This is a genomic window from Acinetobacter lwoffii (assembly GCF_024129595.1).
Taxonomy (GTDB): Bacteria; Pseudomonadota; Gammaproteobacteria; order Pseudomonadales; family Moraxellaceae; genus Acinetobacter; species Acinetobacter lwoffii_O.
On sequence record NZ_JAMXXS010000016.1, the window covers coordinates 39,123 to 64,542 of the forward strand.

Consider the following 25,420-nt stretch of genomic DNA (forward strand, 5'->3'; position numbering starts at 1 on the left):
GCTTCACCTTTTTTTATATTTAGGGGTAAACATGAATAAGAAGCTGATAGGGGCTTTAATAGCAATCGTAGTCGTGATCTGTGGCTACTGGTATGCAACACCATACCTTGCACTCAACAACATCAAGAAAGCAGCACAAGCAGGTGATAGCGACACAGTGTCGAAGTACATCGACTATCCAAGTGTTCGTCAGAGCTTTAAAGATCAGATGAATGCCATGATGGCTAAAGAGCTAATGAATCAAGACACTGATGGTTTTGCTGCATTAGGAGCAATGCTTGCTTCAACCATGGTCGACAAGATGGTTGATGGCTTTGTTACTCCTGAAGGCATGACCTTGATGCTCAAAGGCAAGGACCTGAGAGATGCAGAACAGGATTCACAAGATACACAAACTGCTGAAACACAAGAACAAACTAAGCCAGAATATGAAGCAGGCTATACCTCAATGAATGACTTTGAGGTGGTCATTAAAGATCAAGACCAATCCAAAGAAGTCAAAGTGCTCATGGTTCGTGATGGCTTAAGTTGGAAGATTCACAAGATCGCTGTGCCGATGGATTAAGTAAAAGAGAACAAAGAGGAAAAACAGAATGATAAAGCGCATGATTCAAATGGGATTTGGCTTGATTGCTGTAGTTAGCTTTGCTGCAACCGTTCAAGCAGCACCGGCTAAATTCAATCATAGCGGCATACAAAAAGGTAAAGTCATAGAAACCTGTTATCACTCTCCTTGTTCAGTAGCTAAGTTTGTCTCTTACAAACAACTGAACAAGACTGCGACAGAATCCAAGATTCAAGTCACCTTGCTGGGCGGTAGTCGTGAGTGGGAAGCCAAGAGAATTGACTGGAATAGATCGCCACATAAAGTCACTGTGAATTGCTCATACCAACGACCAACAGTTCAGATAGGTTCACAAAAGACTCTGATTCCACTCAATGATGGTTTAGGTGTTCCTGGAGTACTGATGGTAGATGCTGAACTCTATCTATATGTTTGCCATAAGTTTGAGGGCTCTATTGATAAAGCTGTGCAGAAGTATGGCTATAACGTGCAGGACGATGAATAAGGTTTCTCAGCTTTACATCATATAAAAATTAATGAGTCCAGGTTATATGGATAAGTTTAGGGGGAAGTAATCAAGTGACTAAGATGACCGAATCAGATATTGAGCTGATGGCGATAGAGCAACTGGAGGGAATGGGCTATACCTATGTGTATGGACCTGAGATTGAATCCAAGGGAAGCAACCCTCTGCGGAGCTATAAGCAGGTCATCTTGGAAGCCAAGGTGCTTGAAGCATTACAGCGTCTCAATCCTCATTTGAATAAAGACAAATGCGTTGAAGCACTGAAGCAAGTCACCAATCTGCACTCCCCGAATATGCTTAGCAACAACCAGGCATTCCATCGCTTACTTACTGAAGGCATCAACATTGAGGTGAGTAAGGATGGAGTAACTCAAGGTGAGTATGCTTGGCTGATTGATTTCAATGAACCAACCAACAACGAATTTCTGGTTATCAACCAAGTCACCATCAAAGAAGATCGTTGGACCCGACGACCAGACCTGATCCTGTATGTGAATGGCTTACCATTGGTAGTCATTGAACTCAAGAACGCTACTGATGAAAATGCTACTGTAGATGGCGCATATAAGCAGATCCAGACTTATCAAAGCCAGATCCCATCACTGTTTACTTACAATGCTTTCAACGTCATCTCTGATGGTTTAGAGGCGAAAGCAGGGACTGTCTCAGCAGACCTGAGTCGTTACATGGCGTGGAAGACTTCTAATGGTCAAACCAAAGCAAAGAATACGCAGGCACAGCTAGAAGTCTTAATTCATGGTTTGCTCAATCCAGTCACCTTACTGGACATGATCAGACACTTCATTGTTTTTGAATCCAACAAACAAGAAGATGCCAATGGCTTGATCACTATTAAGACTATCAAGAAGATGGCTGCATACCATCAGTACTATGCAGTGAATGCAGCAGTCCTCTCTACTATTCGTGCGTCTGCAGTGAACTCGGACTCGAAGTCTGCAGAAGTCGCAATGCAACAGCAAGGTAGAAGCAAGCTGGAGCTGGTCCAGCAACAAGCTGTAGGTGACAAGAAGGCAGGTGTTGTCTGGCACACACAAGGCTCAGGCAAGTCGTTGTCCATGGTGTTCTACACAGGCAAGATTGTCTTGGCTTTGGATAACCCAACAGTAGTCGTGATCACAGACCGTAATGATTTGGATGATCAGCTCTTTGGAACCTTTGCAGGATCAAGCCAACTACTACGCCAGACACCCAAGCAAGCAGAGAATCGAGAAGAACTCAAAGAGCTACTTAAGGTCGGTTCAGGTGGGGTGATCTTCACCACCATCCAGAAGTTCCAACCTGAAGATGGTGGCAGTGTTTACGAGCAGCTTTCAGATCGAACCAACATTGTGGTGATTGCAGATGAGGCACATCGTTCACAGTATGGCTTCAATGCAAAAGAGGTCGATGTCAAAGACGAGAATGGTAAGGTCGTAGGTAAGCGGACTGTTTATGGTTTTGCCAAGTACATGCGTGATGCTTTGCCGAATGCTACTTATCTTGGTTTCACTGGTACGCCTATTGAGAAGACAGATGTCAACACGCCTGCAGTGTTTGGTAACTATGTCGACATCTATGACATCTCTCAGGCGGTAGAGGATGGCGCCACTGTTCGTATCTTCTATGAAAGCCGACTCGCCAAGATTGCCATCAGTGAGGAAGGCAAAGAACTGATTGAGGACTTTGACGACCAGTTCACCGAAGACGATCTAAACCAGACACAAAAAGAACGGGCAAAGTGGGCAAGAGTTGAAGGACTTATAGGGAGTAAAGAACGTGTCAAAGCCATTGCTAAAGACATCGTAGAACACTTTGAACAACGTCTTGTTGCCAATGCAAACCAAGGTAAGGGCATGATTGTCAGCATGTCTCGTCGCATTGCTGTAGATCTCTACAACGAGATTGTAGCGATCAAACCAGAATGGCATAGTGATGACTTGCACGATGGTGTAATCAAGGTCGTGATGACCTCATCTGCTTCTGATGGTGAGGAGATTGCCAAGCACCATACGACCAAGCAGCAGCGTCAAATTCTGGCTAATCGTATGAAGGACAATGATGACAAGCTGAAGCTCGTGATAGTTCGTGATATGTGGCTGACTGGTTTCGATGCACCAAGTATGCACACGCTATACATCGACAAACCAATGAAAGGTCATAACCTCATGCAAGCCATTGCACGAGTAAACCGTGTCTATAAAGACAAGATTGGTGGTCTGGTCGTAGATTACCTCGGTATTGCATCAGATCTGAAAGAGGCTCTGTCCTTCTACTCTGAGGCAGGTGGTAAGGGTGATCCTGCATTAGTGCAAGACGAAGCTGCAACCATCCTCCAAGAGAAGCTTGAAGTGCTTGATGGCATTATGCATGGCTTCAATTATCAGGAGTACTTCAAAGCCGATACCTCTCGTAAGCTGAACATCATTCTGGAAGCAGAGGAACACATCCTCGGTGTAGATCAGGGCGAAGGTAAGACACGATTCCTCAATGCAGTATCAGCGATGTCTCAAGCATTTGCATTAGCTGTACCTCATCCAAGTGCGATGGAAGCAGCACCAGTGGTTGCATTCTTCCAGGCTGTAAAAGCACGACTGGCCAAGTTTAGTGATGGTTCAGGCAAAGTCTCTGGCCTCAGCAATGCTGAATTGGAAGCCAAGGTCAAACAGACCATTGACCAAGCGCTTGTGACTGAACAGGTGGTCGACATCTTTGATGCAGCAGGAATCCAGAAACCAGACATTTCCATTCTCTCTGATGAGTTCATGCAGGAGATGAAAGGCTACAAGCACAAGAACATTGCATTGGAGACCCTCAAGAAGCTCCTAAGTGATGAGATCAAGATGCGAGAGCAGCGCAGTGTCACCCAAGGTAAGAAGCTAATGGACATGCTGAGCTCTGCGATTAAGGGCTATCAGAACAAGGTACTCACCGCAGCAGAAGTCATTGATGAGCTGATCAAGTTAGCTAAGGCAATCCAAGAATCAGACAAAATGGCAGAGGAACTCAACCTGACTGAATATGAATATGCATTCTATTCAGCAGTTGCAGACAATGACAGTGCTAGAGAGTTGATGCAGAAAGAGATCCTGCGCGAACTCGCTGTTGTGCTGACTGAGTCTATTCGTAAGAACGTAACCTTGGATTGGACCATCAAAGAAGCTGCCAGGGCGAAGCTGAGAGTCATTGTGAAGCGTCTACTCAAGAAGTATGGCTATCCACCTGATATGGCTTTATTGGCTACTGAGACTGTGCTTGAACAGGCTGAACAATTGGCAGATGAGTTAGCTAAAGCTGATGAAATGTTAGCAAGTTAAGTTGTTTGGATAATTATTATTCGATTGAATTAGCATAATATGTTAAACATCCACGAATACATCCAAGTGTGTTTGTTCTTGCTAAAAATTATTTTAAATCAAAGAGATGACGTGTCGGTTCGAGTCCGACCCTCGGGACCAAAATTCTAAAAAACCCCAAGCACATTCAGTCTTGGGGTTTTTTATTGTCTGAAAAATAATAACCTGTTTCTTTTTATCTGCTCTTCAAAATTATCTTCTTGATTTAAAAGATAGCTTGTGAAAATAACACTGCATAGAACTGCTTAAAAAATGGATTGCTTCAGTGATTGCGCTGCATGAATTGGACATAAAAAAAACCGGCACGTCAGTGCCGGTTTTTTTAATCGATTTAACCTAAGGTTAAATCGATTTTTTAACTCATTACATAGAAGCAAGAGCAGCATTCAACGTTGCACTTGGACGCATCACTGCATTTACTTTCTCTTGATCAACTGCGTAGTAACCGCCGATGTCTACTGATTTTCCTTGAACTTCTGCAAGCTCAGCAACGATTTTCTCTTCATTTTCAGCTAAAGTTTTTGCAAGAGGTGCAAACTTCGCTTTCAATTCAGCATTTTCGTCTTGAGCAGCAAGTTCTTCAGCCCAGAATTTCGCCAGGTAGAAATGGCTGCCACGGTTATCAAGCTCACCTGTACGACGAGAAGGTGACTTGTCGTTATCCAGTAATTTACCAGTTGCACGGTCTAAAGTTTTGGCAAGTAACTTGATGTTGTCATTGCCTTCTTTAATACCCATTTCTTCTAAAGAAACTGCAAGCGCCATAAATTCACCCAGTGAATCCCAACGTAAGTGGTTTTCTTCAACTAACTGCTGTACGTGCTTAGGAGCAGAACCACCTGCACCTGTTTCGTACATGCCGCCACCCGCCATTAATGGCACGATAGACAACATTTTCGCAGATGTACCCAATTCCATGATCGGGAACAAGTCAGTCAGATAGTCACGCAGGATGTTACCTGTTACAGAAATAGTATCTAGACCGCGAGCAACACGTTCAAGCGTATAACGCATTGCACGTACTTGTGACATGATCTGGATATCAAGACCAGTGGTGTCATGATCTTTCAGGTATTTTTCAACTTTCTTGATCAGTTCGTTTTCGTGTGGACGGTACGGGTCAAGCCAGAAGATTGCTGGCATGCCAGAGTTGCGTGCACGAGTCACAGCAAGTTTCACCCAGTCGCGGATCGGTGCATCTTTCACCTGACACATACGCCAGATATCGCCTTCTTCCACATTTTGAGACATTAACACTTCACCTGTTTCTAGGTCAGTGATGTTTGCAACACCGGCTTCAGAGATCTCGAAAGTCTTGTCATGTGAACCGTATTCTTCAGCTTTTTGTGCCATCAAACCAACGTTCGGTACAGTACCCATGGTTTTTGGATCAAAATTACCATTCCACTTACAGAAATTGATCATTTCCTGGTAAATACGCGCGAATGTAGATTCAGGCATAACTGCTTTACAGTCGTAAGGTTTGCCATCAGCACCCCACATTTTACCGCCACCACGGATCATGGCAGGCATAGAAGCATCTACAATTACGTCGTTAGGAGAGTGGAAGTTAGTGATGCCTTTTGCTGAATCAACCATTGCCAATGCTGGACGGTGTTCTTGGCAAGCATGTAGATCACGGATGATTTCTTCACGTTGAGAAGTTGGAAGCGCCTCGATCTTCTCGTAAAGACCTGCCATACCGTTATTGACATTAATGCCAAGCTCATCAAAAAGCTTGCCATGTTTTTCGAATGCTTCTTTGTAGTAGATTCTTACACAGTGACCAAATACAATCGGGTGAGACACCTTCATCATGGTTGCTTTAACGTGTAAAGAGAACAGGATGCCCGCTTCACGACAGTCTTCAAGTTCTTTCTCGTAGAAGTCGCAAAGTGCTTTCTTGCTCATGAACATTGAATCGATGATTTCGCCGTCTTGAAGCGCAACTTTTGGCTTAAGAACGATGGTTTCACCAGACTTGGTGATCAGTTCCATTTTCACATCACGTGCGCGGTCTAAAGTCATCGACTTTTCGCCGTGGTAGAAGTCACCTTCGTCCATGTGTGAAACGTGAGTTTGTGACCACTGTTTCCACTCGCTCATAGAGTGCGGATGTTTTTTCACGTAGTTTTTAACGGCAGCAGGTGCACGACGGTCTGAGTTACCTTCACGTAGAACCGGGTTTACTGCTGAACCAAGACATTTGCTATAACGTGCCTTGATTGCTTTTTCTTCTTCAGTGGTCGGGTTTTCAGGATAGTCAGGGATTGCATAGCCTTTAGACTGAAGTTCCTTGATACACGCTGTTAGCTGGCCAACAGAAGCACTGATATTTGGGAGTTTGATAATGTTCGTGTCTGGATCTTGTGTAAGACGACCTAGCTCAGCTAGAGTGTCAGGCACCTTTTGCTCTTCGCTTAGGTAATCTGTAAATTCGGAGAGCACGCGCACAGCTACAGAGATGTCACTTTTGACGATCTCAACGCCAGCTGGCTTAGTAAAGGTCTCAATGATCGGCAGCAGAGAATAAGTCGCCAGTAATGGCGCCTCGTCGGTCAGTGTGTAAATGATAGTTGACTTTCCACCAGCCATATATAGCCCCTTGCGTTGGATTGAGTTTCTGAGGACCGAACTTTTGGCCCAGCCTCTTTGAACCGATTTGCTTAAATAAAAACATTGAGAGTATCGTCTTTCAGCGCATTTCAGTCAACGAAATATGCCTTTAGATTGAAATTTGGGCGAAAATTTGTACAGATTTGTGCGGTTTAGCCGTGTTTGTATTTTGTACAAAAAAATAATCATCTTCCGCTGTAAATTCTGATGAAAATGATCGGAAATGATTTGCTAGTCAATTGTATTCACTGAAAATGGTTTTTTGATCCTGACACAAGCTTAAACTGATCCTCGATATGGATATCGATACAGAGTGACTGGATGCGGTTTTGCGCAAATTTAGTCAGGCTGACGATGCAAATTTGTCCTTGGCAGATGGCTACATCATCATGGAATAGCTTTGCGCTATACTGGAAAGCATCAATGAAATGATCTTATAGATTGACGCTAACAAGGAAATGTAATGCCTAGCCTGTTTATTGTAATGCTCGGTGGTCGTCATGCCCGTGCCAATACAGAAGTTCATGATGTGGTTTTGGCAGTAGGAGAGAGTCTGGAAGACACCTATCCGCAATTGAAAAATGCCTGGTTTGCTGAGCAGCAAGGCCTGCATATTGATGCCTGGGCGCAAATCAACGGGCTAGAGTTTGAAGGCAAGTCCTATGCGCTGCAATTTACTGATGCACAGCCACAGCAATCCGATGAAAAACTTTGGCTGATTAATCTGGGTGGTTATGATCCACGTGAGTTTGGCGAGTTGCATCGTTATGTGTTGGTGGTTGCACAGAATGCCATGGTTGCTAAACAGCGCGGTAAAGCTTACTTCGCCCGGCACTGGCAAAAACAGCATACCGACCGTGTTCTGGATGTAGATGACTGTATTGCCATCGATCAGGTTTATGGCCGCTACGTACAATTGCTAGAGGGCAGTTTTAGTGGCAATCGCTGGGAAAATACTTATCTCACGATTTAACGCTGTTTGTGATTGAATTAAATCTGCGGTTGGCTGAATGATTCGATAAGTGGCTTAAAAAATCTCTTTATCAAAATTTAATAATCGGCATAATACTGCCAAGGAAAAACAGTTTTGACTGAGATGGAATGTCTTAAATGGATTTAATTCAGGCAAATGGACAACCGCGCTATGGACGTTTCAAGGAGCTTCCAAAAAGTATTGACTATCAGGCATATCAATACAAGAATCCTTATGGTCATGTGCTGTCAGGCTGGCGTAAGCATCTAAAATATAAAAAATTCAAATTCTGTAGTATTCAGCACGAGCATTATACGATTGGATTGGCAATTGCCGATATCGCATGGGCAGGGCATGGTTTTGTCTATGTCTATAACCATATGAGCAATGAAGTGCTGGAATGGAATGCGATTAATTTCCTGTCACGCAACACTGTGCTGGACGAGCAGCCACTGTTTAATCATAGTTATTTCCATAAATCACCTTTTCAGATCGATATCCAGCATGCCAACGGCGTGCGTTATATCAACGTCAGCAAATATGGCGAGATTAAACTCAGTGCCCGGATTTTTTGTGCCGGAACTGATCCACTGAGTATGTGCAGTCCGACCGGTATTAATGGCTGGACCTATACCCAGAAACTGACCACTTTGGGCTGTGAAGGCTTTTTCATTAACAAGCAGGGTGAAACCATTCAGTTTAATGAACGCAGCTTTGCTTCTCTGGATGATACCTGTGGCTTTTTGCGCCCGGAAACGGCCTGGTTCTGGCTGTCCTGTAATTTCTGGGATGTGAACCATAACCGGATTGGGCTTAATCTGGCTTCGGGCGTGAATGAAAGTTTTGGCAACGAGAACTGTCTATGGGTCAATGGAAAAATTTATCCACTGGCCGATGTGCTGTTTCAACAGGAATCGGAAAACCAATGGACGATTCAGTCGCTGGATGAAAGATTGAATCTGATGGTCAGCACAGGCTGGCGCCGTTATGAAAATCTCAACCTGCGTCTGGTCGGGAGCCAGTTTAGTCAGTGGCAAGCCAAGGTTTCCGGAACGATTCAGCAGGATGATCAGGAAATTATTTTACTAAATGAATATGCCTTGCTTGAACAGCATTATGCCAAATGGTAAAAGTGCAGGACATAAGACCTAATTTAAAAGCCTTCAATTTTGAAGGCTTTTTTGATTTGAGCTTAATCTTTGGCGGCCTGCCAGAAGGCTTCACCGGCCTGAATTGGATCATTGGTTTCGGCTAAAGTCTTTACCCAGACATCGTATTGCGCAATCACAGGATGCTGGCTGGGATGGAAGTCTTTTTTAAACCAGTCCCGATATTGTGGGCCCATGCGGGTCAAGGTGCCATTGCGGCCAAACAACCAGGGAAGTCCTTTCAGGTTCATTTGCAAACGCTCTAAGACACTGAAGCCATCATGTTTCAGCATGACATTGGCGCGATAAGCGGTATAACTAAACATCAAAAATGTCGTGCTGAGCAGGGTCATTTTACGCATCCATTCAGGTGTTTTCGCAACATCTTTCATCACGTCAAAAGCCACATCACGATGTTCCATTTCTTCAATCGCATGCCAGGCAAACATGGCACGTACATAGGGATGCCCGTCTTTTAAGGTGGATTTCTGACCATAAAAAGTTTCAGCCATCAGCGCAGTCAAGTGTTCTGCCGCTGCTGTCGTGGCAATATTGAACTGTGCTGAACGATGTTTGAGGTCATAGGTGAACATATTATTCAAACGTTCGATAAAATCATCGACGGGCATGCCTTGTTCACGCATCAACTGGTTCATTTTTTCATGGGCAATGCCGTGCTGTGCTTCCTGGCGAATAAAATCCGCAACACGTTTTTGCAGCTGCGGGTCTGTGATCTGATCTCGGAACAGGCGCACACTTTGAATAAAATAACGCTCGCCATCTGGAAAGGTCAGGCTCAAGGCATCGAACATGCGGGTCAGAAAGGGATCGCCGCCAAACCAGTAGCGCGGAATTTCATCCAGTTTAAAATCAAGCTGGGTCCGGACCACGGGCTTTATCGAAGATTTTAATACTGCATTCATCTTAGAAGTTCTTTTTTGTGACGATGCTGACAGTATGTCGGGGAATGCCGTAATTGTTTTGACAGTGCTTGCCAATTTTTATACATTTTATGCCAAATGAAAATAAAACTGCTTAGACTAAAGCAGGCAGCGGGAAGCGCGCATGCAAGAAATTAAAATATCCAATGGTTATATTCAGCTTTGGGCGACTTATCTGCGCAGTCTGCAAATTGAGCCTTTGGAAGCTGACTTTCTGCAAGATGTACATGAAGCGCTTGTCCCCCTGATTGATCAGCCTTTTGCCACGCAAGTGCCGCTGGAATTATTAAATCAGCTTCTGTTAAGAACCCGGCAACATTTAAACTGTCCACAACTAATTTTCGAGATCGTGCAGGTTATTCGTCCAGAACATTTTGGCGTGCTCGGCTATATGGCTTCGCGAAGCAGCAGCGTTGCGGAAATGATCCGCCATATTATGCGTTTTCAACGACTGGTGATTGATGGCAGTGAGTTTGTACCTTTGCAGTTGAAGCAGCGTGAACACAGTCTTGAATTATTTTGGGCCTATCTGGACGAAAAATATAATCTGCTCAATGAGCTGACCATGGCCGCGATGGTGCAGTTGGGACGTGTCATTTTACAGGATCATCAACTGTTACTGCACTGTGTACGTTTTGCCCATGCGCCCGATAGGGGACAAATGCATTATCAAAAGTTTTTTGCCAGTGAGGTGAGATTTTCTCAGGACTATTATGGCATAGAGCTGGATTTGCAAGGACTGGCACATGGGTCTGAGCAGGCTGATCCAATGCTGTTGCAGCTACTGGTTCATCAGGCAGAACAGGCGATTGCAGCCAAGCCGCCCCTTGAAAATCATTTGGAACAGGCGCAGCAAATGATTGCCGAACAGCTGCGGACCCAGCATCAGGCCATTAAAGTTGAACAGCTTGCCCGGCAGTTGTTGATGTCGACACGTAGTTTGCAGCGCTTGTTCAGCACTCATGGCACTTCATTTAAAAAACTGCTGGAACAGCAGCGGATTAAACGTTGCGAGCTGTTGTTGCAGCAGGGATTAGGTCTGACCGAGATTGCCGAGCAGCTGGATTATTCTGATCAGTCGGCTTTGGCACGGGCCTATAAGGCAGCCACCGGACAGACCTTGTTAGAGCGAAAAAGGCAGTTACACAAAGCACGAAGCTGAAAAAAGCGACCGGTATCGGTCGCTTTTTTATTTTCGCAGGATGATGGATTAAGTGCTTGCTTTCACCTGAGGGAATCTAAACGCGATCGCAGCAATCGCAAAAATGGCCAGAATCCAGCAATAGTACACACCACCAATCAGTTCAACCGGCGAGATTTTTGCAATGGAACAGGCCAGTAGTAACTGTGCGCCATAAGGAATTAAACCCTGTACCACGCAAGAGAAAATATCCATCAGTGCCGCAGAACGCTTGGGATCCACCCCGTATTCTTTGGCGACTTCACGCGCCATATCACCAGACAGAATAATCGCCACGGTATTATTGGCCACAAAGATATTCGAAAACACCACCAGAAAACTAATCCCGATTTCGCCGGCACGTTGCTTCCCAACTTTAAATAGACGGGTCAAGCTATAAATGCGCTCGATCAGCCAGCGTAAACCGCCTTCTCGTTGCATGATCGCCGAGAGGCCACCCAGGAACATCGACAATAACGCCACTTCAAACATGCCGACAAAGCCATCATAAATTGAAGTATTCAGTTTGAGCAGATCAAATTCAGCTGTGGCAAACAGGCCAAACAAGCCGGAAAGTAACACCCCAATGGTCAGCACAGCGAGAACGTGTAAACGGCTAAAGGCTAAAATAAATACGGCGATATAAGGTAAAACCAGAAGCCAGTTAAAATCCTTGTATTCCACTGCATTGCTACTACTGGTACTCAACACGTAAATCAAAATAGTGACGATTGAGGCTGGAACCGCAATCCAGACGTTGACCCTGAACTTGTCACGCAGTTGTACGCGTTGGCTGGTGGTCGCCGCAATGGTGGTGTCTGAGATCATGGACAGGTTATCACCAAACATGGCACCACCGACCACTGCACCAATCGCATAAATCACATCAATATCGGTAACCTGGGTGAAACCAAAAGCGATTGGCGCACAAGCCGCAATGGTGCCCATGGAGGTACCCATCGCCGTGGCAATAAAGGCCGAGATCACAAATAACATCGGCAGAATAAATGTGGGTGGAATCACCGACAGGCCCATCTGCACGGTGGCGTCGACGCTGCCAATGGCGCTACTGACGCTGGCAAAGGCGCCGGCCAGCATAAACACCATAAACATCAGAATTAAGTTTGGATGACTGGCACCTCTGAGGAATTCCTCAATGCCCTGGTTGAGTTTGCCGCGATACACTAATGCAGCCAAGATAATCGCAGGCAGGGCAGCCACAGGCGCTTTCACCTGATAGAACGCGAACTCGGTTCCGATCAGGGAATGATAGATCCCGCTACCCAAAAATATGGTTAAAAATACAATAAGCGGCAGCAGTGCAATGGCGCGTGCCTGCACTGTAGCCTCAGAATCAGTCTGCATAGGAGATAAAAAAGTAAGAGAATAGGACTAGTATAAAGCAGGTTTTGCTATTTCAGAAAACTTTAAATGAATGCGCTAACATCTGCATTTTTATTAATTTTTATATGATAAAAATAAGTTTATCTAAATATTCAGGATTTTAGGTAATAGCAAAATTAGGCATCTTTGATCATTGAGAAAAAAATCAAAATAATCGTAAATAGACCCTTCCGAATTGTTTTGAAATCTTCGCACAGGAAATGAAGTACTCGAGGTCGGTATCGCAGACTGTTCATTGGACAAAAAATAGCGTTACAATGCGATGTCTTGTATTTCTACATAGTCAATGCCTCAAGTTTGAAACACGTTAAGGAAAATACCACCCTATGTCACGTTTAGCCACACGATTTGGACAACTTAAATCTCAACAGCGTAAAGCTTTAGTTTCTTATGTCATGGCGGGTGATCCGCATCCAGAAGTCACAGTGCCTTTGCTGCATGAGATGGTGGAAGCGGGTGTCGACGTGATTGAGCTGGGACTTCCTTTCTCAGACCCGATGGCGGATGGGCCGGTGATTGCGCTAGCTGCCGAACGTGCTTTGGCAGGTGGAACCAATACGCTAGATGCCCTGCAGATGGTGAAAGAATTTCGTTTGAAAGACCGCGAAACACCGGTGGTGCTGATGGGTTATCTGAATCCGGTTGAAGTAATTGGCTATGAAAAGTTTGTGGCTTATGCCTATGAATGTGGAGTAGACGGTGTGCTGCTGGTGGACTTGCCACCAGAAGAAGCACAAAGTCTGGGTGAAGTACTGGAAAAATATGACATGGATCAGATTTTCCTGCTGGCACCCACTTCAACCGATGCACGTATTCAACATGTAGCAAAACAGGCCAGCGGCTTTATTTACTATGTGTCACTGAAAGGCGTGACCGGTGCAGCAACTTTAGATGTCTCTGAAGCCGCTGCACGCATTCAAAAGATTAAAGCTGTGACTGATGTTCCTGTAGGCGTAGGTTTCGGTATCAGTGATGCTGCATCTGCGAAAGCGATGGGTGTTGCTGCCGATGCAGTTATTGTGGGTAGTGCGTTTGTAAAGCAGTTTGCAACGCTCGCACCAGAACAAGCCGTTATTGCGACGGTGAATAAAGTCAAGGAGCTTCGAGCAGCGCTCGATGAGTTAGTATGAGTCAACAACTGAAATCAGGCAAAATTCTGAGCCCATCGACCCCATGGACGGAGCGTACTGTTCCGGGCATTCAGGTACCCGATGAGCAAACGGCATATAAAGCGACATTTACCGAGCCTACGATTGAGTGCCCTGAATGTCATGCATTGGTGACCCGTACTGCGATGTCATTTAATGCTTATGTCTGTCCGCAATGTGATGAACATTTGCGCATGAAAGCCCGCGAACGTCTGAACTGGTTCTTTGATCAGGTACAAACAGAATTGGGTCAGGAATTTATAGCCAAAGATCCGCTGAAATTTGTCGATAGCAAAGCGTATCCCGATCGTATGGCTGAAGCGCAAAAGAAAACCGGTGAAACTGAAGCACTGGTGGTAATTCAGGGTTTGCTGAAAGGCGTACCGATGATTGCCTGTGCGTTTGAGTTCGACTTCATGGGCGGTTCTATGGGCACAGTGGTCGGTGACCGCTTTGTTCAGGCTGCAGAACATGCGATTGAAGCTCGTCAACCTTTGATCTGTTTTGCTGCTTCGGGTGGTGCTCGTATGCAGGAAGGCATGTTGTCCCTGATGCAAATGGCGCGTACTTCGGCTGCGATCCAGCGTTTAAAAGAAGCAGGTCTGCCTTATGTAGTGGTATTGACTCATCCAGTGTACGGCGGTGTGACCGCATCATTGGCAATGCTGGGTGATGTACATATTGCTGAACCGAAAGCGATGATTGGCTTTGCCGGTAAACGTGTGATCGAACAGACTGTACGTGAAAAACTGGAAGAACCGTTCCAGCGCGCGGAATATTTGCTTGATCATGGGGTAATCGATCAGATTGTTCACCGTCATGCATTACGTGATACAGTTTATCGTATCGTTACGAAGTTGATGAATTTGCATTGAACACAGCACCCTTAGCAACAGATTCTTTAAATACATGGCTCGATTATTGGAGCCATGTTCACGTTACGGGTATTGATTTAGGTCTGGAACGGGTTATTCCTGTGGCTGAAAAGCTGGGCGTGACATCTCCAGAGGCCAAAGTGCTGACGGTGGCAGGAACCAATGGTAAGGGTTCGACCACCACCACGCTGGCCGCGATCCTGAATGCGCAAGGCTTCAAGGTCGGGCTATATCAATCCCCCCACGTGTACCGTTTCAATGAGCGTGTTAAATTGCGCGGCATTGAAGTGGAAGATCAGTTGCTGATTGATGCTTTTGTTCAGGTCGATCAGGCTCGTCGCGAATGCGGTTTGAGCCTGTCTTTCTTTGAAGCCACGACACTGGCTGCTTTTGTGATTTTTAAAGATCAATGCTGTGATGTCTGGGTGCTGGAAGTTGGCTTAGGCGGCCGTCTGGATGTGGTCAATGTGGTCAATCCGGATGTGGCGGTGATTACCAATATTGGTCTGGATCATACTGACTGGCTTGGTGACACCATCGAGAAAATTGCTTTTGAAAAGGCCGGAATTATTCGCCCGGATATTCCAGTCGTGTTTGGTGGACAGCAACAGATCCCGCAAGCCATTCTAAATAAAGCTCAAGAATGTAATGCATCTTTGTATGCAATCAACCGTGATTATTTCTATAAAGCCTTTGAAGATGGCCAAAGCTGGGCTTTTGCTTCATCGGGTACGACCTTAAAACTCCCAACAGGTTCGCTGGCACTGGATAATATTTCTACCGCCGTGGCCGCCATTCTGCTGAGCGGATTAAACGTCAGCCAGCAGGCAATTGCACAAGGCATTCAAACGGCAAAATTGCCGGGACGGTTTGAAATCCGTCAAATCCAGAATAAAACCGTGATTTTTGATGCAGGACACAACCCGCATGGGGTCGAATTTCTACTGAAACAATTACGAGATTATTTAAATTACAATCAAAAATATAATGAAGTCATTTGTGTATTTTCAATGCTGGCAGATAAAGATATAAATTCTGTCGTCAAGTTATTGAAAGACACGGTGCAATTGTGGAAAATTGCACCATTATCCGTTCCACGTGCGGCAGACGTCACAGTTTTGGCTGATGCTTTAAACGGTGAGGCGGTAGAACAATTTGACAATGTAAAATTAGCTTTTAAATCAGCACTGGATCAAACAGATAATAATCAGCTGATTTTGGTATGTGGATCATTTCATACCTTAGAAGCGGTATGGGAGTATTTGGAAGAATGTCAATGAATAACAAACAGCGCTGGATGGGCGGTGTTGTTTTACTCGGTGGTGGTGTTTTATTGGCAGCATTACTCCTGAAAGGCCAAGATGAAATCAATCAGGACCGTCAGCAAAATCCGGCACAGGCTGCGGAAGTTGAAAATAAAGAGACAGGCAATCATTCGCTCGGTTCTTTGACGGTCGATGTGGAAACAGAAAAGCGTTTACTTGAACAGCAACGTCGTGACCGGGAAAAATCGGTTGCAGAACAGGAGGCGCGTGCGGCCGAATTTTTAGCGATGCAACAGCAGGCTGAAGCAGATGCTGCGCGTAAAGCAGCTGAAGAATATGCTGCCCTGAATGCACACCGCCTGGGACAGCAAAGTTCCGATAATATTCCACCAGAACTGGTGGAAGATGAACAGGCCAAGCAGAAACGTCTGGCTGAAGAAAAAGCGGTGCAAGAAAAAAAGTTAGCCCAGCAGCAGCTGGTACAACAAAAAGCCAATAGTTCTACTGACGCAGCCAAGAAAGAAGCAGAGCGTAAAGCTGCTGAAAGTAAAGCCGCTGAAGAAAAACGCAAGTTAGAGCAACAGCAAAAAGCCGAAGCAGAACGTAAGGCGGCTGAAGCAAAACGTAAAACCGAGGAAGAGCGTAAAGCGGCTGAAAAGAAAGAAGCTGAACGTAAAGCTGCCGAGGAAAAACGTAAAGCTGACGAAAAACGTAAAGCTGAAGAAGCCAAGAAAAAGGCTACAGCCGAAGAAGCCAAGAAGAAAGCAGAAGCTGAGCAGGCGCGTAAGTTACTGGAAGGTGAAGAGGACAAGCAATGGATGGTACAGGTGGCACTGGCAGCGAATGAAGCCAATGCGGATGCTGTAGCAGCCAAACTGCGTGCCAAAGGTTATAAGGTCACCAAAAGCTCAACGTCTAAAGGTGTACGCATCATGGTGGGGCCGTCCAAAGACCGTGAGACTGCAGATGCACTTCGTAAGAAAATTGCGTCTGATGCCAGCCTGAATATGAAATCAGCTTGGGTGAATGACTGGGTGCCGCTGGATAAGCGTTAATTCTTTGTATTAATCAAAGTTTCTGTAGATGGATTCTTGAGTTGCTCGCGAATCCATTTTACATTTTCAGGCGTGAATAACTTTTCGATATTGCTCCAAATGGCATGAAAGCCATAACCGCCATGTTTCATTTCCTGTAGCGCCTGCTCAATCGGCCAATGTTCAAAAATAATTCGGTACATGGCGACACTTGCACCAGTGCGGTCTGAACCGTGATAACAATGCAGGAGCACCTTTTGGTGATTTTGTTGTGCTTGCTGAATCAGTAGCATAATTTTCAATAAATCTTCCCGATCAATTGCCCAGGTATGTATGGGTACATGATGTAGCTGAAAGTTTTCATTGCTCAAAACAAAGCTGTCTTGATCCCGTGAACGTAAATTAATAACCACATTGATTTGATGCTGCTTTAATAAAGGAATGAGTTCAGTTGAAGGCTGCTCACTACGATAAACAAAATTGCTGATTTGATGAAAATTATGATTCTGATGAATGGGCTGTCCCCAATGCTGAGGACGTTGAGGTTCAGGCAGGGCGGGCGTGGTCATGCAACCTGTCAGGAGGCAGCTCATCAGGATTGGAAATATGCAGCTTTTCATACAGAGCATAGATGTTGTTTTTGTTATTTCAAGTTTAAAGTGAATACGAGATTTTGAATATAAAAAAGCCTATCCGAAGACAGGCTGTATAGAGAAATCGAACCCGTAGCACGTCAATGTCGTATTCGATAAAGCATTAAATCTGAAAAATAGAGTTTCTCTTATTCTTTACTTTGCTTGTCTTGCGCAAAATTAAAAAGGAGTCCTTTTAATTTTGCTCAGGATGTGGCGTTAAGCGCAGGTAAGGTTTAATTGCAATATAACCTTTTGGAAAACGTTGCTTGATTTCCTCCTCATCCTTCAATGAAGGGACAATCACCACATCATCGCCATGTTGCCAGTTCGCAGGCGTCGCCACTTTATGGTTATCGGTGAGTTGCAGTGAATCCACCACACGCAAGATTTCATGGAAATTACGACCGGTCGATGCAGGGTAAGTAATAATCAAACGGACTTTTTTGTTGGGATCAATGACCACTAAAGAACGAACTGTTAGCGTTTCGCTGGCATTCGGATGAATAAAGTCATACAGCTCAGAAACTTTACAATCCTGATCGGCAATGATCGGGAAATTTACTGTGGTGTTCTGAGTTTCATTGATATCTTTAATCCAGCCATGATGTGATTCAACATCATCGACCGACAAGGCAATGGCTTTAACACCACGTTTTGCAAACTCATCTTTAAGTTTTGCGGTATAGCCGAGCTCAGTTGTACATACCGGTGTATAGTCGGCAGGGTGTGAAAATAAAATGCCCCAGCTATCACCCAGAAAATCATAAAAATTAATCAGGCCTTCACTGGATTGCTGTTCAAAATTCGGTGCGGTATCGCTTAAACGTAAACTCATCTTTTTAGCCTCAATTGGTTTTTTAATGTCGAGATACGATTTAATATGAATTAAATTTTTTATGATTAAAAATAGTGTTTTTTGCTTTCTTTATGAGTAAATTGGATAAGTGGAATATCCATCTATCCAGAAGCGCAAAAATCAGTCACTTAATTGACTATGTTGCACAGGGAAAATTTGCTACATTACTTTGCCTTAGATCTTAGGGCTAGAACTAAGGATCAGATTTTTTTAGCGGTTTTACAGCAAAACCCTTGTAGTTCAAATTTCTAGCACCATAATAACGACTAAGAACATATTCATTTGACAAGCAAGATTTAGAGAGTCTATTCATGTTGGCAAGTCTGATCGGAGGAATCTTCGGTACCAAAAATGAGCGCGAACTCAAACGCATGCGTAAAATCGTAGACGAGATTAATGTGCTCGAGCCGACGATATCTACCCTTAACGATGCAGACTTATCTGCAAAAACTGAAGAATTCAAACAACGATATAATAAGGGTGAAACCCTCGATAAATTACTGCCTGAAGCATTTGCAGTCTGTCGTGAAGCCGCGAAGCGGGTGATGGGCATGCGTCATTATGACGTGCAGCTGATCGGTGGTATTACCTTGCACGAAGGCAAAATCGCAGAAATGCGTACCGGTGAAGGTAAAACCCTGATGGGTACTTTGGCCTGTTATCTGAATGCCATCAGTGGTCAGGGCGTGCATGTCATTACCGTGAACGATTACCTGGCGCAACGTGATGCCGAGTTGAACCGTCCATTATTCGAATTTTTAGGTCTAAGCATCGGCATTATTTATTCCATGCAAAATCCGATGGAAAAAGCTGAAGCTTATCGTGCCGATATTACTTACGGTACCAATAACGAATTTGGCTTTGACTACCTGCGTGACAACATGGTGTTCTCGCTAGCAGAGAAAAAGCAGCGTGGTTTGACCTATGCGATTATCGATGAGGTCGATTCGATCCTGATTGATGAAGCACGTACCCCGTTGATTATTTCCGGTCAAAGTGAAGATTCTTCACAGCTTTATGCAGCCATCAATAATATTCCACCAAAATTACAGGCACAGAAAGAAGAGAAAGTGCCGGATGGCGGTCACTTCTGGATTGATGAAAAACAGCGTTCAGTTGAAATTACTGAAGTAGGTTTTGAAACCATTGAAAGTGAACTGATTGAAATGGGCTTGTTGGCAGAAGGCGAGAGCTTGTATTCAGCGTCGAACCTGAACCTGTTGCATCATGTCACTGCAGCGATCCGTGCGCATTATCTCTATCAACGCAATGTGCAATACATCATCAACGATGGTGAAGTGATTATTGTCGATGAAAATACCGGTCGTACCATGCCGGGACGTCGCTGGTCTGAAGGTTTGCATCAAGCCGTAGAAGCCAAAGAGGGTCTGGAAATCCAGCCGGAAAACCAGACTCTGGCAACCACAACCTTCCAGAACTATTTCCGTCTGTATAAAAAATTATCCGGTATGACCGGTACTGCTGATACTGAAGCAGCGGAAATGAAAGAAATTTATGGTCTGGATGTGGTGCTGATTCCGACCCACCGTCCAATGATTCGTCAAGACCATAACGATTTAATTTATTTAAATCGTGAAGGGAAATATAACGCGATTATTCAAGAAATTCAGCGTGTGCATGAAGCTGGTGTCGCACCAATTTTGATTGGTACAGCCACCATTGAAGCTTCTGAGATTCTGTCGGATAAGCTAAAAGCGGCAGGGATCCAGCATGAAGTACTGAATGCCAAACAGCACGAACGTGAAGCCGATATTATTGCGCAGGCCGGTGCGCCGCGTGCAGTGACGATTGCCACCAACATGGCCGGTCGTGGTACCGATATTCTCTTGGGTGGTAACTGGAAGGCGTTGCTGGCTAAAATTGAAAACCCGACTCCTGAAGATGAAACGCGTCTGAAAGCAGAATGGGATGTTAATCACCAGGCTGTGCTGGATTCAGGCGGTTTGCATATTATCGGTTCCGAGCGTCATGAATCACGCCGTATCGATAACCAGCTGCGTGGTCGTGCCGGTCGTCAAGGTGACCCGGGTGTATCGCGTTTCTATCTGTCACTTGAAGATGACTTGATGCGTATTTTTGCCGGTGATCGCGTAGTCGGCATGATGCGTGCCATGGGCTTGCAGGAAGATGAAGCGATTGAGCACAAAATGGTGTCTCGCTCGATTGAAAATGCGCAGCGTAAAGTGGAAGCACGTAACTTCGATATTCGTAAGAATTTGCTGAAATACGATGACGTCAATAACGAACAGCGTAAGATCATTTATAGTCAGCGTGACGACATTCTGGCAGAAAATTCACTGCAGGATTATATTGAAGAAATGATCCGTGAAGTGATGCAGGGTGTAATCGCCAACTATATTCCGCCTGAATCGATTCATGACCAGTGGGATAGTGAAGGTCTGGAACTGGCGCTGCGTGAAGATCTTTCGATGGATCTTCCTATCGGACAATGGCTGGAACAGGACCGTCGTCTGGATGAAGAAGCCTTGGTGGTCCGCATTACCGACGAAGTGCTGAACCGCTACCGTTCACGTCGTGAACAAATGGGCGAGGAATCTGCAGCATCGCTTGAACGCCACTTTATGCTGAATTCTCTGGACCGTCATTGGAAAGAGCATCTGGCGGCTATGGATTACTTGCGTCAAGGTATTCATTTACGTGGTTATGCGCAGAAGAATCCAGAGCAGGAATATAAAAAAGAAGCTTATAACCTGTTTGTAAACATGCTCGGTACGATCAAGTCAGATGTCGTGACAGATCTGTCGCGCATCCACGTACCGACACCTGAAGAGCTGGCGGAAATGGAAGCACAGCAGCAGGCACAGGCTGAGGCAATGCGTTTGCAGTTATCTCATGAAGAGTTTGACGGTTTGCTGGCAGGCGAACATGAAAACACTACTGAACAAAATGCTCAGGCAAATTCGGTGGCGCCAGTCTTTGAAGCACCGGCAAGTCGTAATGCGCCTTGTCCATGTGGTTCAGGCCTGAAATATAAACAATGTCATGGCAAGATCTAAACGCTATTAAAAATCAGAGCCACATGGCTCTGATTTTTTTATGTATGAAGATTTTTCAGAAATTGAATACTGTTTGCAGTCTTAGGAATTAAATGCTATTTAATGGCTCATTCAACACATCAAAGTGGAATAACCTCAATGAAAAAATTATTAAAAACGCTCATGATTGCCGTTTTGGCAATGCCTGCCTTAAGTTTTGCACAAACTGCAGCGACCACAACAATTGATAAAGTTCAGCAAGCGGTGGGTACTAACACTGCTCAAGTACAACGTACCGATGCACAAGTGACTGTAGCAAGCCCACGTACCGGCATCCGTTATACCTTTGCCAACCAGAATCGTCCGATTGTGTTGCAGACGGCTGCGATTGCAGCTGCCAATGCGGCAAATGCAGACCGTATTGTTGCTACAAATCCGGCACTTTCTACTGCAAGTCAACAACAGGCGAAACAGGCTTTGCTAAGCGAATCTGGACAACTTGCACAAAATTAAAAATATCTTATTTTAAAAATGTAGAAACCAGTCTTGATGACTGGTTTTTTATTGTGAAAATCCATAACAAATCTCAGGCTGGCTCAGGCTTTGGCTCGATTTTTTGTTGCAGATCAACTAAGCTGTATTTTTCTAAAACTTCAATATTGGACTTTAAAATGGCAGTTGGTGACGTATCTATGCCACAGATGCATGTGGTGAAAGGGGTTAAAATTGGTTCGGCTGAAGCCTATGTGCGCTATCAGAACCGACGTGACCTGGTGATATTTGAACTGGCTGCAGGCTCCAATGTTGCAGGGGTGTTTACCCAGAATGCCTTTTGTGCAGCACCAGTGCATGTATCTAAAGCCCATTTGCAAGCGGGTAATCCACGTTACCTGGTAATCAATACCGGAAATGCCAATGCAGGAACAGGCCCTACAGGCATGGCAAATGCAGAAGCCACCTGTGCCAAGCTGGCTGAACTTGCAGGCGTACAGGCTGCTGAAGTGTTCCCATTCTCGACTGGTGTGATTGGTGAGCAGCTTCCAATGGAGCGTTTGCTTACAGGTTTACAGCCTGCGCTGGATTCATTGCGTGATGATGCCTGGGTCGATGCAGCAACTGGAATCATGACCACAGATACCACCCCGAAAGGTGCTTCAGAACAGTTCGAGCTGGATGGTGTGACTTATACCATGACCGGTATTTCCAAAGGTGCAGGCATGATTCGTCCCAATATGGCGACCATGCTGGGTTATGTTGCGACGGATGCACCGATCAGCCGTGAACTGGTTCAACAGTTATTAACTGAAACAGTCAATGTCTCGTTTAACCGTATTACCATTGATGGCGATACCTCAACCAATGACTCATGTATCTTTATTGCTACGGGTCAGGCCGGTGGTGCTGAGATCACTTCAACTGAAGATCCGCGTTATGCAGTGGTGCTAGACGTATTGACACGTACCATGAAACGCCTTGCGCAACTGATTGTACGTGATGGTGAAGGTGCGACTAAGTTCATTACCGTGACTGTGGAAGGTGGCGGCAATACTCAAGAGTGCTGCGATATTGCCTATAGCATTGCGCATTCACCGCTGGTCAAAACCGCGATTTTTGCTTCTGATCCAAACTGGGGCCGTATTCTGGCTGCGATTGGTTATGCCGGTGTGCCGAATTTAGACGTTGCAAAAATTCAGGTTTGGTTAGATGATGTACAAATCTGTAAAGATGGTGGTGCGGCAGCAGACTATACTGAAGCAGCCGGTGCACGTGTGATGGCCCAGGCTGAAATGACGATTCGTGTTGATCTTGGACGAGGTCAGGCAAAAGATACGGTTTATACCTGTGACCTGTCGTATGACTACGTAAAAATCAATGCAGATTATCGCTCATAATTCAGATCGTTTCTAAAGCCTCCGTTGTGGGGCTTTTTTTATATCTTGTAGTTTTTAATGACTGGTCAAAAATAGCACTTCGCCAGAGCTGACCGGGATGTAGGGTGAAAGGTTCATTGAATAGTGAACCATGAGGGTAGAGTAAGAATTGTGATGAATGATGCGACCAAATTAATAGCCAATGAAGCTAAATCGATTGTGCAGGCGCATTTAGATCGTTTGGGTGTTCCTCAAGAACATCAAATGAGCCAGCAGGAAAAATTGGACAAATTTGCACAGATCAAGGCAGAGCTGGAAAAACAGGATGCTGTTTTGGTGGCGCATTATTATTGTGATCCTGAAGTGCAAGAACTGGCTGAACTGACCGGTGGCTGTGTTTCCGATTCACTGGAAATGGCGCGTTTTGGTCGCGATCATCCGGCTTCAACGCTTGTGGTGGCTGGTGTGAAATTTATGGGCGAAACCTCTAAAATTCTTTCACCCCATAAAACCGTGCTGATGCCTACCCTGGAAGCGACCTGTTCACTGGACTTGGGTTGTCCTGTCGATGAATTTACCGCTTTTTGTGATGCGCATCCGGATCATACCGTGGTGGTTTATGCTAACACGTCAGCGGCTGTGAAAGCCCGAGCCGATTGGGTCGTCACTTCAAGTTGTGCAGTGGAAATTATCGAACATCTGGACGGTCTGGGCGAAAAAATCATCTGGGCACCCGATCAGCATTTGGGTCGTTATATCCAGAAAAAAACCGGTGCAGAGATGTTGCTCTGGGATGGTGCTTGTATCGTACATGAAGAATTCCGTTCACGCGGTATTGCCAATATGAAAGCACTCTATCCAGATGCTGCGGTTCTGGTACATCCTGAATCACCGATGTCTGTAGTCGAGATTGCCGATGCCGTGGGTAGTACCTCACAATTAATTAAAGCAGCACAGACTTTGCCGAATCAACGTTTAATCGTTGCTACTGATCGCGGCATCTTTTATAAAATGCAGCAGGCGGTACCGGATAAAATCCTGATTGAAGCGCCAACCGCAGGAGAGGGGGCGACCTGTCGTTCTTGTGCGCATTGTCCTTGGATGGCCATGAACGAGCTGGATGGTATCTTGCATGTGTTACAGCATAAAGATCAGGAAGTGCATGTCGATCCGGCACTTGCTGAACGAGCGAAACTGCCTCTAGATCGCATGTTGAACTTTAGTGCCGGACTAAAACGTTAAAATTTGTATAAAAAATGTCTGAAGTGATTGATAAATAAACGCTTGAAGCGTTTTTTCGGTTTTTTTTAAATATAGGTGTTGACGTCTCCGGGCGTCACGCCTAGAATGCACACCGTACCGAACGATGTTCGATACGAAAGCTGAGATGAATCGGAGCATAGCACAGCCTGGTAGTGCACCTGGTTTGGGACCAGGGGGTCGTAGGTTCGAATCCTACTGCTCCGACCAATTCTTCAAGGCAAATGATGTTTGCATCAGTAACGCGCTTGTAGCTCAGTTGGATAGAGCATCCGCCTTCTAAGCGGATGGTCACAGGTTCGAATCCTGTCAGGCGCGCCATTTGGTCGCTTGATGTTAAGAATCAAAATGATGGTGGATGTAGCTCAGTTGGTAGAGCCCTGGATTGTGATTCCAGTTGTCGCGGGTTCGAATCCCGTCATTCACCCCAACTTTTAAAGTTGAAATCGGAGCATAGCACAGCCTGGTAGTGCACCTGGTTTGGGACCAGGGGGTCGTAGGTTCGAATCCTACTGCTCCGACCATCTCCTTCAAGATGGTCGAGATAAAAGATACCGCGTTAAGCGGTTTTTTTATGCCTGAAATCCAGAGTGAATAAAAAGTATACAATTATTGTTGGTGGCTATCATGATGAATGCTCGAACCCCTATTAAATTATTTTTCATCTAGGGCGTGTCATCAATTAGCTTGAGGAAAACCGCCTTGTCCCCATTATACTTTTATGACTAAACGCTATGCATTAAAAGATGAGCA

Annotated in this window: 19 protein-coding genes and 4 tRNA genes; 18 read left to right on the top strand and 5 right to left on the bottom strand. The window is 45.1% G+C overall.

The annotated features are described in order from the left end of the window. Nucleotides 1-31 precede the first annotated feature (31 nt). The 3 genes from NI466_RS09285 to NI466_RS09295 all read left to right on the top strand — a co-directional run bounded on the left by NI466_RS09285 (nucleotide 32) and on the right by NI466_RS09295 (nucleotide 4,405). Nucleotides 32-565, top strand: a complete 534-nt coding sequence (locus NI466_RS09285; RefSeq protein WP_253173384.1) for a DUF2939 domain-containing protein — start codon at nucleotides 32-34, stop codon at nucleotides 563-565. Nucleotides 566-593: 28 nt separating this feature from the next. Then, nucleotides 594-1,070, top strand: a complete 477-nt coding sequence (locus tag NI466_RS09290; protein ID WP_248130376.1) for a hypothetical protein — start codon at nucleotides 594-596, stop codon at nucleotides 1,068-1,070. 83 nt (nucleotides 1,071-1,153) lie between these two features. Beyond that, complete coding sequence (locus NI466_RS09295; protein ID WP_253173385.1) at nucleotides 1,154-4,405, top strand: type I restriction endonuclease subunit R; 3,252 nt, start codon at nucleotides 1,154-1,156, stop codon at nucleotides 4,403-4,405. Between the two features lie 402 nt (nucleotides 4,406-4,807). Here the strand turns inward: NI466_RS09295 and NI466_RS09300 are convergent, their stop codons facing one another. After that, nucleotides 4,808-7,039 (bottom strand): NADP-dependent isocitrate dehydrogenase, encoded by a 2,232-nt coding sequence (locus NI466_RS09300; protein WP_253173386.1) that lies wholly within the window; start codon nucleotides 7,037-7,039, stop codon nucleotides 4,808-4,810. A 484-nt stretch (nucleotides 7,040-7,523) separates the two neighbouring features. Here NI466_RS09300 and NI466_RS09305 point away from each other — a divergent pair, with 484 nt between their 5' ends. Together NI466_RS09305 and NI466_RS09310 are read left to right on the top strand one after the other, a co-directional pair. Beyond that, nucleotides 7,524-8,033 carry a DUF1543 domain-containing protein gene (locus NI466_RS09305; protein ID WP_071851651.1) on the top strand — a complete coding sequence of 170 codons (510 nt, stop codon included), beginning with the start codon at nucleotides 7,524-7,526 and terminating at the stop codon, nucleotides 8,031-8,033. A gap of 137 nt (nucleotides 8,034-8,170) precedes the next feature. Further along, complete coding sequence (locus NI466_RS09310) at nucleotides 8,171-9,163, top strand: DUF2804 domain-containing protein (protein WP_253173387.1); 993 nt, start codon at nucleotides 8,171-8,173, stop codon at nucleotides 9,161-9,163. 62 nt (nucleotides 9,164-9,225) lie between these two features. Here NI466_RS09310 and NI466_RS09315 read toward each other — a convergent pair whose 3' ends face one another. After that, nucleotides 9,226-10,104, bottom strand: coding sequence for a metal-dependent hydrolase (locus tag NI466_RS09315; protein ID WP_253173388.1), 879 nt, complete (start codon nucleotides 10,102-10,104; stop codon nucleotides 9,226-9,228). Nucleotides 10,105-10,246: 142 nt separating this feature from the next. On the opposite strand from NI466_RS09315, the gene NI466_RS09320 reads away from it, so the two are divergent. Beyond that, complete coding sequence (locus tag NI466_RS09320; RefSeq protein WP_253173389.1) at nucleotides 10,247-11,284, top strand: helix-turn-helix transcriptional regulator; 1,038 nt, start codon at nucleotides 10,247-10,249, stop codon at nucleotides 11,282-11,284. A gap of 48 nt (nucleotides 11,285-11,332) precedes the next feature. Here NI466_RS09320 and NI466_RS09325 read toward each other — a convergent pair whose 3' ends face one another. Then, nucleotides 11,333-12,667 carry a Na+/H+ antiporter NhaC family protein gene (locus tag NI466_RS09325; RefSeq protein ID WP_004645172.1) on the bottom strand — a complete coding sequence of 445 codons (1,335 nt, stop codon included), beginning with the start codon at nucleotides 12,665-12,667 and terminating at the stop codon, nucleotides 11,333-11,335. Between the two features lie 365 nt (nucleotides 12,668-13,032). Between NI466_RS09325 and trpA the strand changes: the two genes are divergently transcribed. The 4 genes from trpA to NI466_RS09345 are packed head-to-tail and all read left to right on the top strand — an operon-like array spanning nucleotide 13,033 to nucleotide 17,049. Then, complete coding sequence (gene trpA, locus NI466_RS09330) at nucleotides 13,033-13,836, top strand: tryptophan synthase subunit alpha (protein WP_005252810.1); 804 nt, start codon at nucleotides 13,033-13,035, stop codon at nucleotides 13,834-13,836. Continuing rightward, entirely contained in the window at nucleotides 13,833-14,729 is an 897-nt protein-coding gene (gene accD / locus NI466_RS09335) for an acetyl-CoA carboxylase, carboxyltransferase subunit beta (RefSeq protein ID WP_005252808.1), read from the top strand. The genes trpA and accD overlap by 4 nt, the downstream gene beginning before the upstream one ends. Continuing rightward, nucleotides 14,726-16,009 (top strand): bifunctional tetrahydrofolate synthase/dihydrofolate synthase, encoded by a 1,284-nt coding sequence (gene folC, locus NI466_RS09340; RefSeq protein WP_195725613.1) that lies wholly within the window; start codon nucleotides 14,726-14,728, stop codon nucleotides 16,007-16,009. The genes accD and folC overlap by 4 nt, the downstream gene beginning before the upstream one ends. Further along, nucleotides 16,006-17,049, top strand: a complete 1,044-nt coding sequence (locus NI466_RS09345; protein ID WP_004281671.1) for an SPOR domain-containing protein — start codon at nucleotides 16,006-16,008, stop codon at nucleotides 17,047-17,049. Before folC ends, NI466_RS09345 begins: the two co-directional genes overlap by 4 nt. Here the strand turns inward: NI466_RS09345 and NI466_RS09350 are convergent. Both NI466_RS09350 and NI466_RS09355 read right to left on the bottom strand, forming a co-directional pair. After that, nucleotides 17,046-17,648 carry a dual specificity protein phosphatase family protein gene (locus tag NI466_RS09350; protein WP_253173395.1) on the bottom strand — a complete coding sequence of 201 codons (603 nt, stop codon included), beginning with the start codon at nucleotides 17,646-17,648 and terminating at the stop codon, nucleotides 17,046-17,048. The genes NI466_RS09345 and NI466_RS09350 overlap by 4 nt on opposite strands. Before the next feature lie 208 nt (nucleotides 17,649-17,856). Next, the gene (locus NI466_RS09355; RefSeq protein ID WP_253173390.1) at nucleotides 17,857-18,498 is read right to left on the bottom strand and encodes a peroxiredoxin; all 642 of its coding nucleotides are present in this window, start codon (nucleotides 18,496-18,498) and stop codon (nucleotides 17,857-17,859) included. 332 nt (nucleotides 18,499-18,830) lie between these two features. Here NI466_RS09355 and secA point away from each other — a divergent pair, with 332 nt between their 5' ends. The 8 genes from secA (at nucleotide 18,831) to NI466_RS09395 (ending at nucleotide 25,191) form a co-directional block, all read left to right on the top strand. After that, nucleotides 18,831-21,557, top strand: a complete 2,727-nt coding sequence (secA, locus tag NI466_RS09360; RefSeq protein WP_253173391.1) for a preprotein translocase subunit SecA — start codon at nucleotides 18,831-18,833, stop codon at nucleotides 21,555-21,557. Nucleotides 21,558-21,695: 138 nt separating this feature from the next. Next, entirely contained in the window at nucleotides 21,696-22,049 is a 354-nt protein-coding gene (locus NI466_RS09365) for a hypothetical protein (RefSeq protein WP_253173392.1), read from the top strand. Between the two features lie 158 nt (nucleotides 22,050-22,207). After that, nucleotides 22,208-23,428 (top strand): bifunctional glutamate N-acetyltransferase/amino-acid acetyltransferase ArgJ, encoded by a 1,221-nt coding sequence (argJ, locus tag NI466_RS09370; protein WP_253173393.1) that lies wholly within the window; start codon nucleotides 22,208-22,210, stop codon nucleotides 23,426-23,428. Between the two features lie 153 nt (nucleotides 23,429-23,581). Continuing rightward, nucleotides 23,582-24,649, top strand: coding sequence for a quinolinate synthase NadA (gene nadA / locus NI466_RS09375; protein ID WP_253173394.1), 1,068 nt, complete (start codon nucleotides 23,582-23,584; stop codon nucleotides 24,647-24,649). Between the two features lie 151 nt (nucleotides 24,650-24,800). Then, nucleotides 24,801-24,877 (top strand) — tRNA-Pro (locus NI466_RS09380). 34 nt (nucleotides 24,878-24,911) lie between these two features. After that, nucleotides 24,912-24,988, top strand: a tRNA-Arg gene (locus NI466_RS09385). Nucleotides 24,989-25,021: 33 nt separating this feature from the next. Next, a tRNA-His gene (locus tag NI466_RS09390) sits at nucleotides 25,022-25,097 on the top strand. Between the two features lie 17 nt (nucleotides 25,098-25,114). Then, a tRNA-Pro gene (locus tag NI466_RS09395) sits at nucleotides 25,115-25,191 on the top strand. Nucleotides 25,192-25,420: the final 229 nt, after the last annotated feature.

Coding starts and splice junctions, on each gene's coding strand:
- NI466_RS09285 (WP_253173384.1), top strand. CDS start 32: ATGAATAAGAAGCTGATAGGGGCTTTAATAGCAATCGTAGTCGTGATC.
- NI466_RS09290 (WP_248130376.1), top strand. CDS start 594: ATGATAAAGCGCATGATTCAAATGGGATTTGGCTTGATTGCTGTAGTT.
- NI466_RS09295 (WP_253173385.1), top strand. CDS start 1,154: ATGACCGAATCAGATATTGAGCTGATGGCGATAGAGCAACTGGAGGGA.
- NI466_RS09300 (WP_253173386.1), bottom strand. CDS start 7,039: ATGGCTGGTGGAAAGTCAACTATCATTTACACACTGACCGACGAGGCG.
- NI466_RS09305 (WP_071851651.1), top strand. CDS start 7,524: ATGCCTAGCCTGTTTATTGTAATGCTCGGTGGTCGTCATGCCCGTGCC.
- NI466_RS09310 (WP_253173387.1), top strand. CDS start 8,171: ATGGATTTAATTCAGGCAAATGGACAACCGCGCTATGGACGTTTCAAG.
- NI466_RS09315 (WP_253173388.1), bottom strand. CDS start 10,104: ATGAATGCAGTATTAAAATCTTCGATAAAGCCCGTGGTCCGGACCCAG.
- NI466_RS09320 (WP_253173389.1), top strand. CDS start 10,247: ATGCAAGAAATTAAAATATCCAATGGTTATATTCAGCTTTGGGCGACT.
- NI466_RS09325 (WP_004645172.1), bottom strand. CDS start 12,667: ATGCAGACTGATTCTGAGGCTACAGTGCAGGCACGCGCCATTGCACTG.
- trpA (WP_005252810.1), top strand. CDS start 13,033: ATGTCACGTTTAGCCACACGATTTGGACAACTTAAATCTCAACAGCGT.
- accD (WP_005252808.1), top strand. CDS start 13,833: ATGAGTCAACAACTGAAATCAGGCAAAATTCTGAGCCCATCGACCCCA.
- NI466_RS09345 (WP_004281671.1), top strand. CDS start 16,006: ATGAATAACAAACAGCGCTGGATGGGCGGTGTTGTTTTACTCGGTGGT.
- NI466_RS09350 (WP_253173395.1), bottom strand. CDS start 17,648: ATGAAAAGCTGCATATTTCCAATCCTGATGAGCTGCCTCCTGACAGGT.
- NI466_RS09355 (WP_253173390.1), bottom strand. CDS start 18,498: ATGAGTTTACGTTTAAGCGATACCGCACCGAATTTTGAACAGCAATCC.
- secA (WP_253173391.1), top strand. CDS start 18,831: ATGTTGGCAAGTCTGATCGGAGGAATCTTCGGTACCAAAAATGAGCGC.
- NI466_RS09365 (WP_253173392.1), top strand. CDS start 21,696: ATGAAAAAATTATTAAAAACGCTCATGATTGCCGTTTTGGCAATGCCT.
- argJ (WP_253173393.1), top strand. CDS start 22,208: ATGGCAGTTGGTGACGTATCTATGCCACAGATGCATGTGGTGAAAGGG.
- nadA (WP_253173394.1), top strand. CDS start 23,582: ATGAATGATGCGACCAAATTAATAGCCAATGAAGCTAAATCGATTGTG.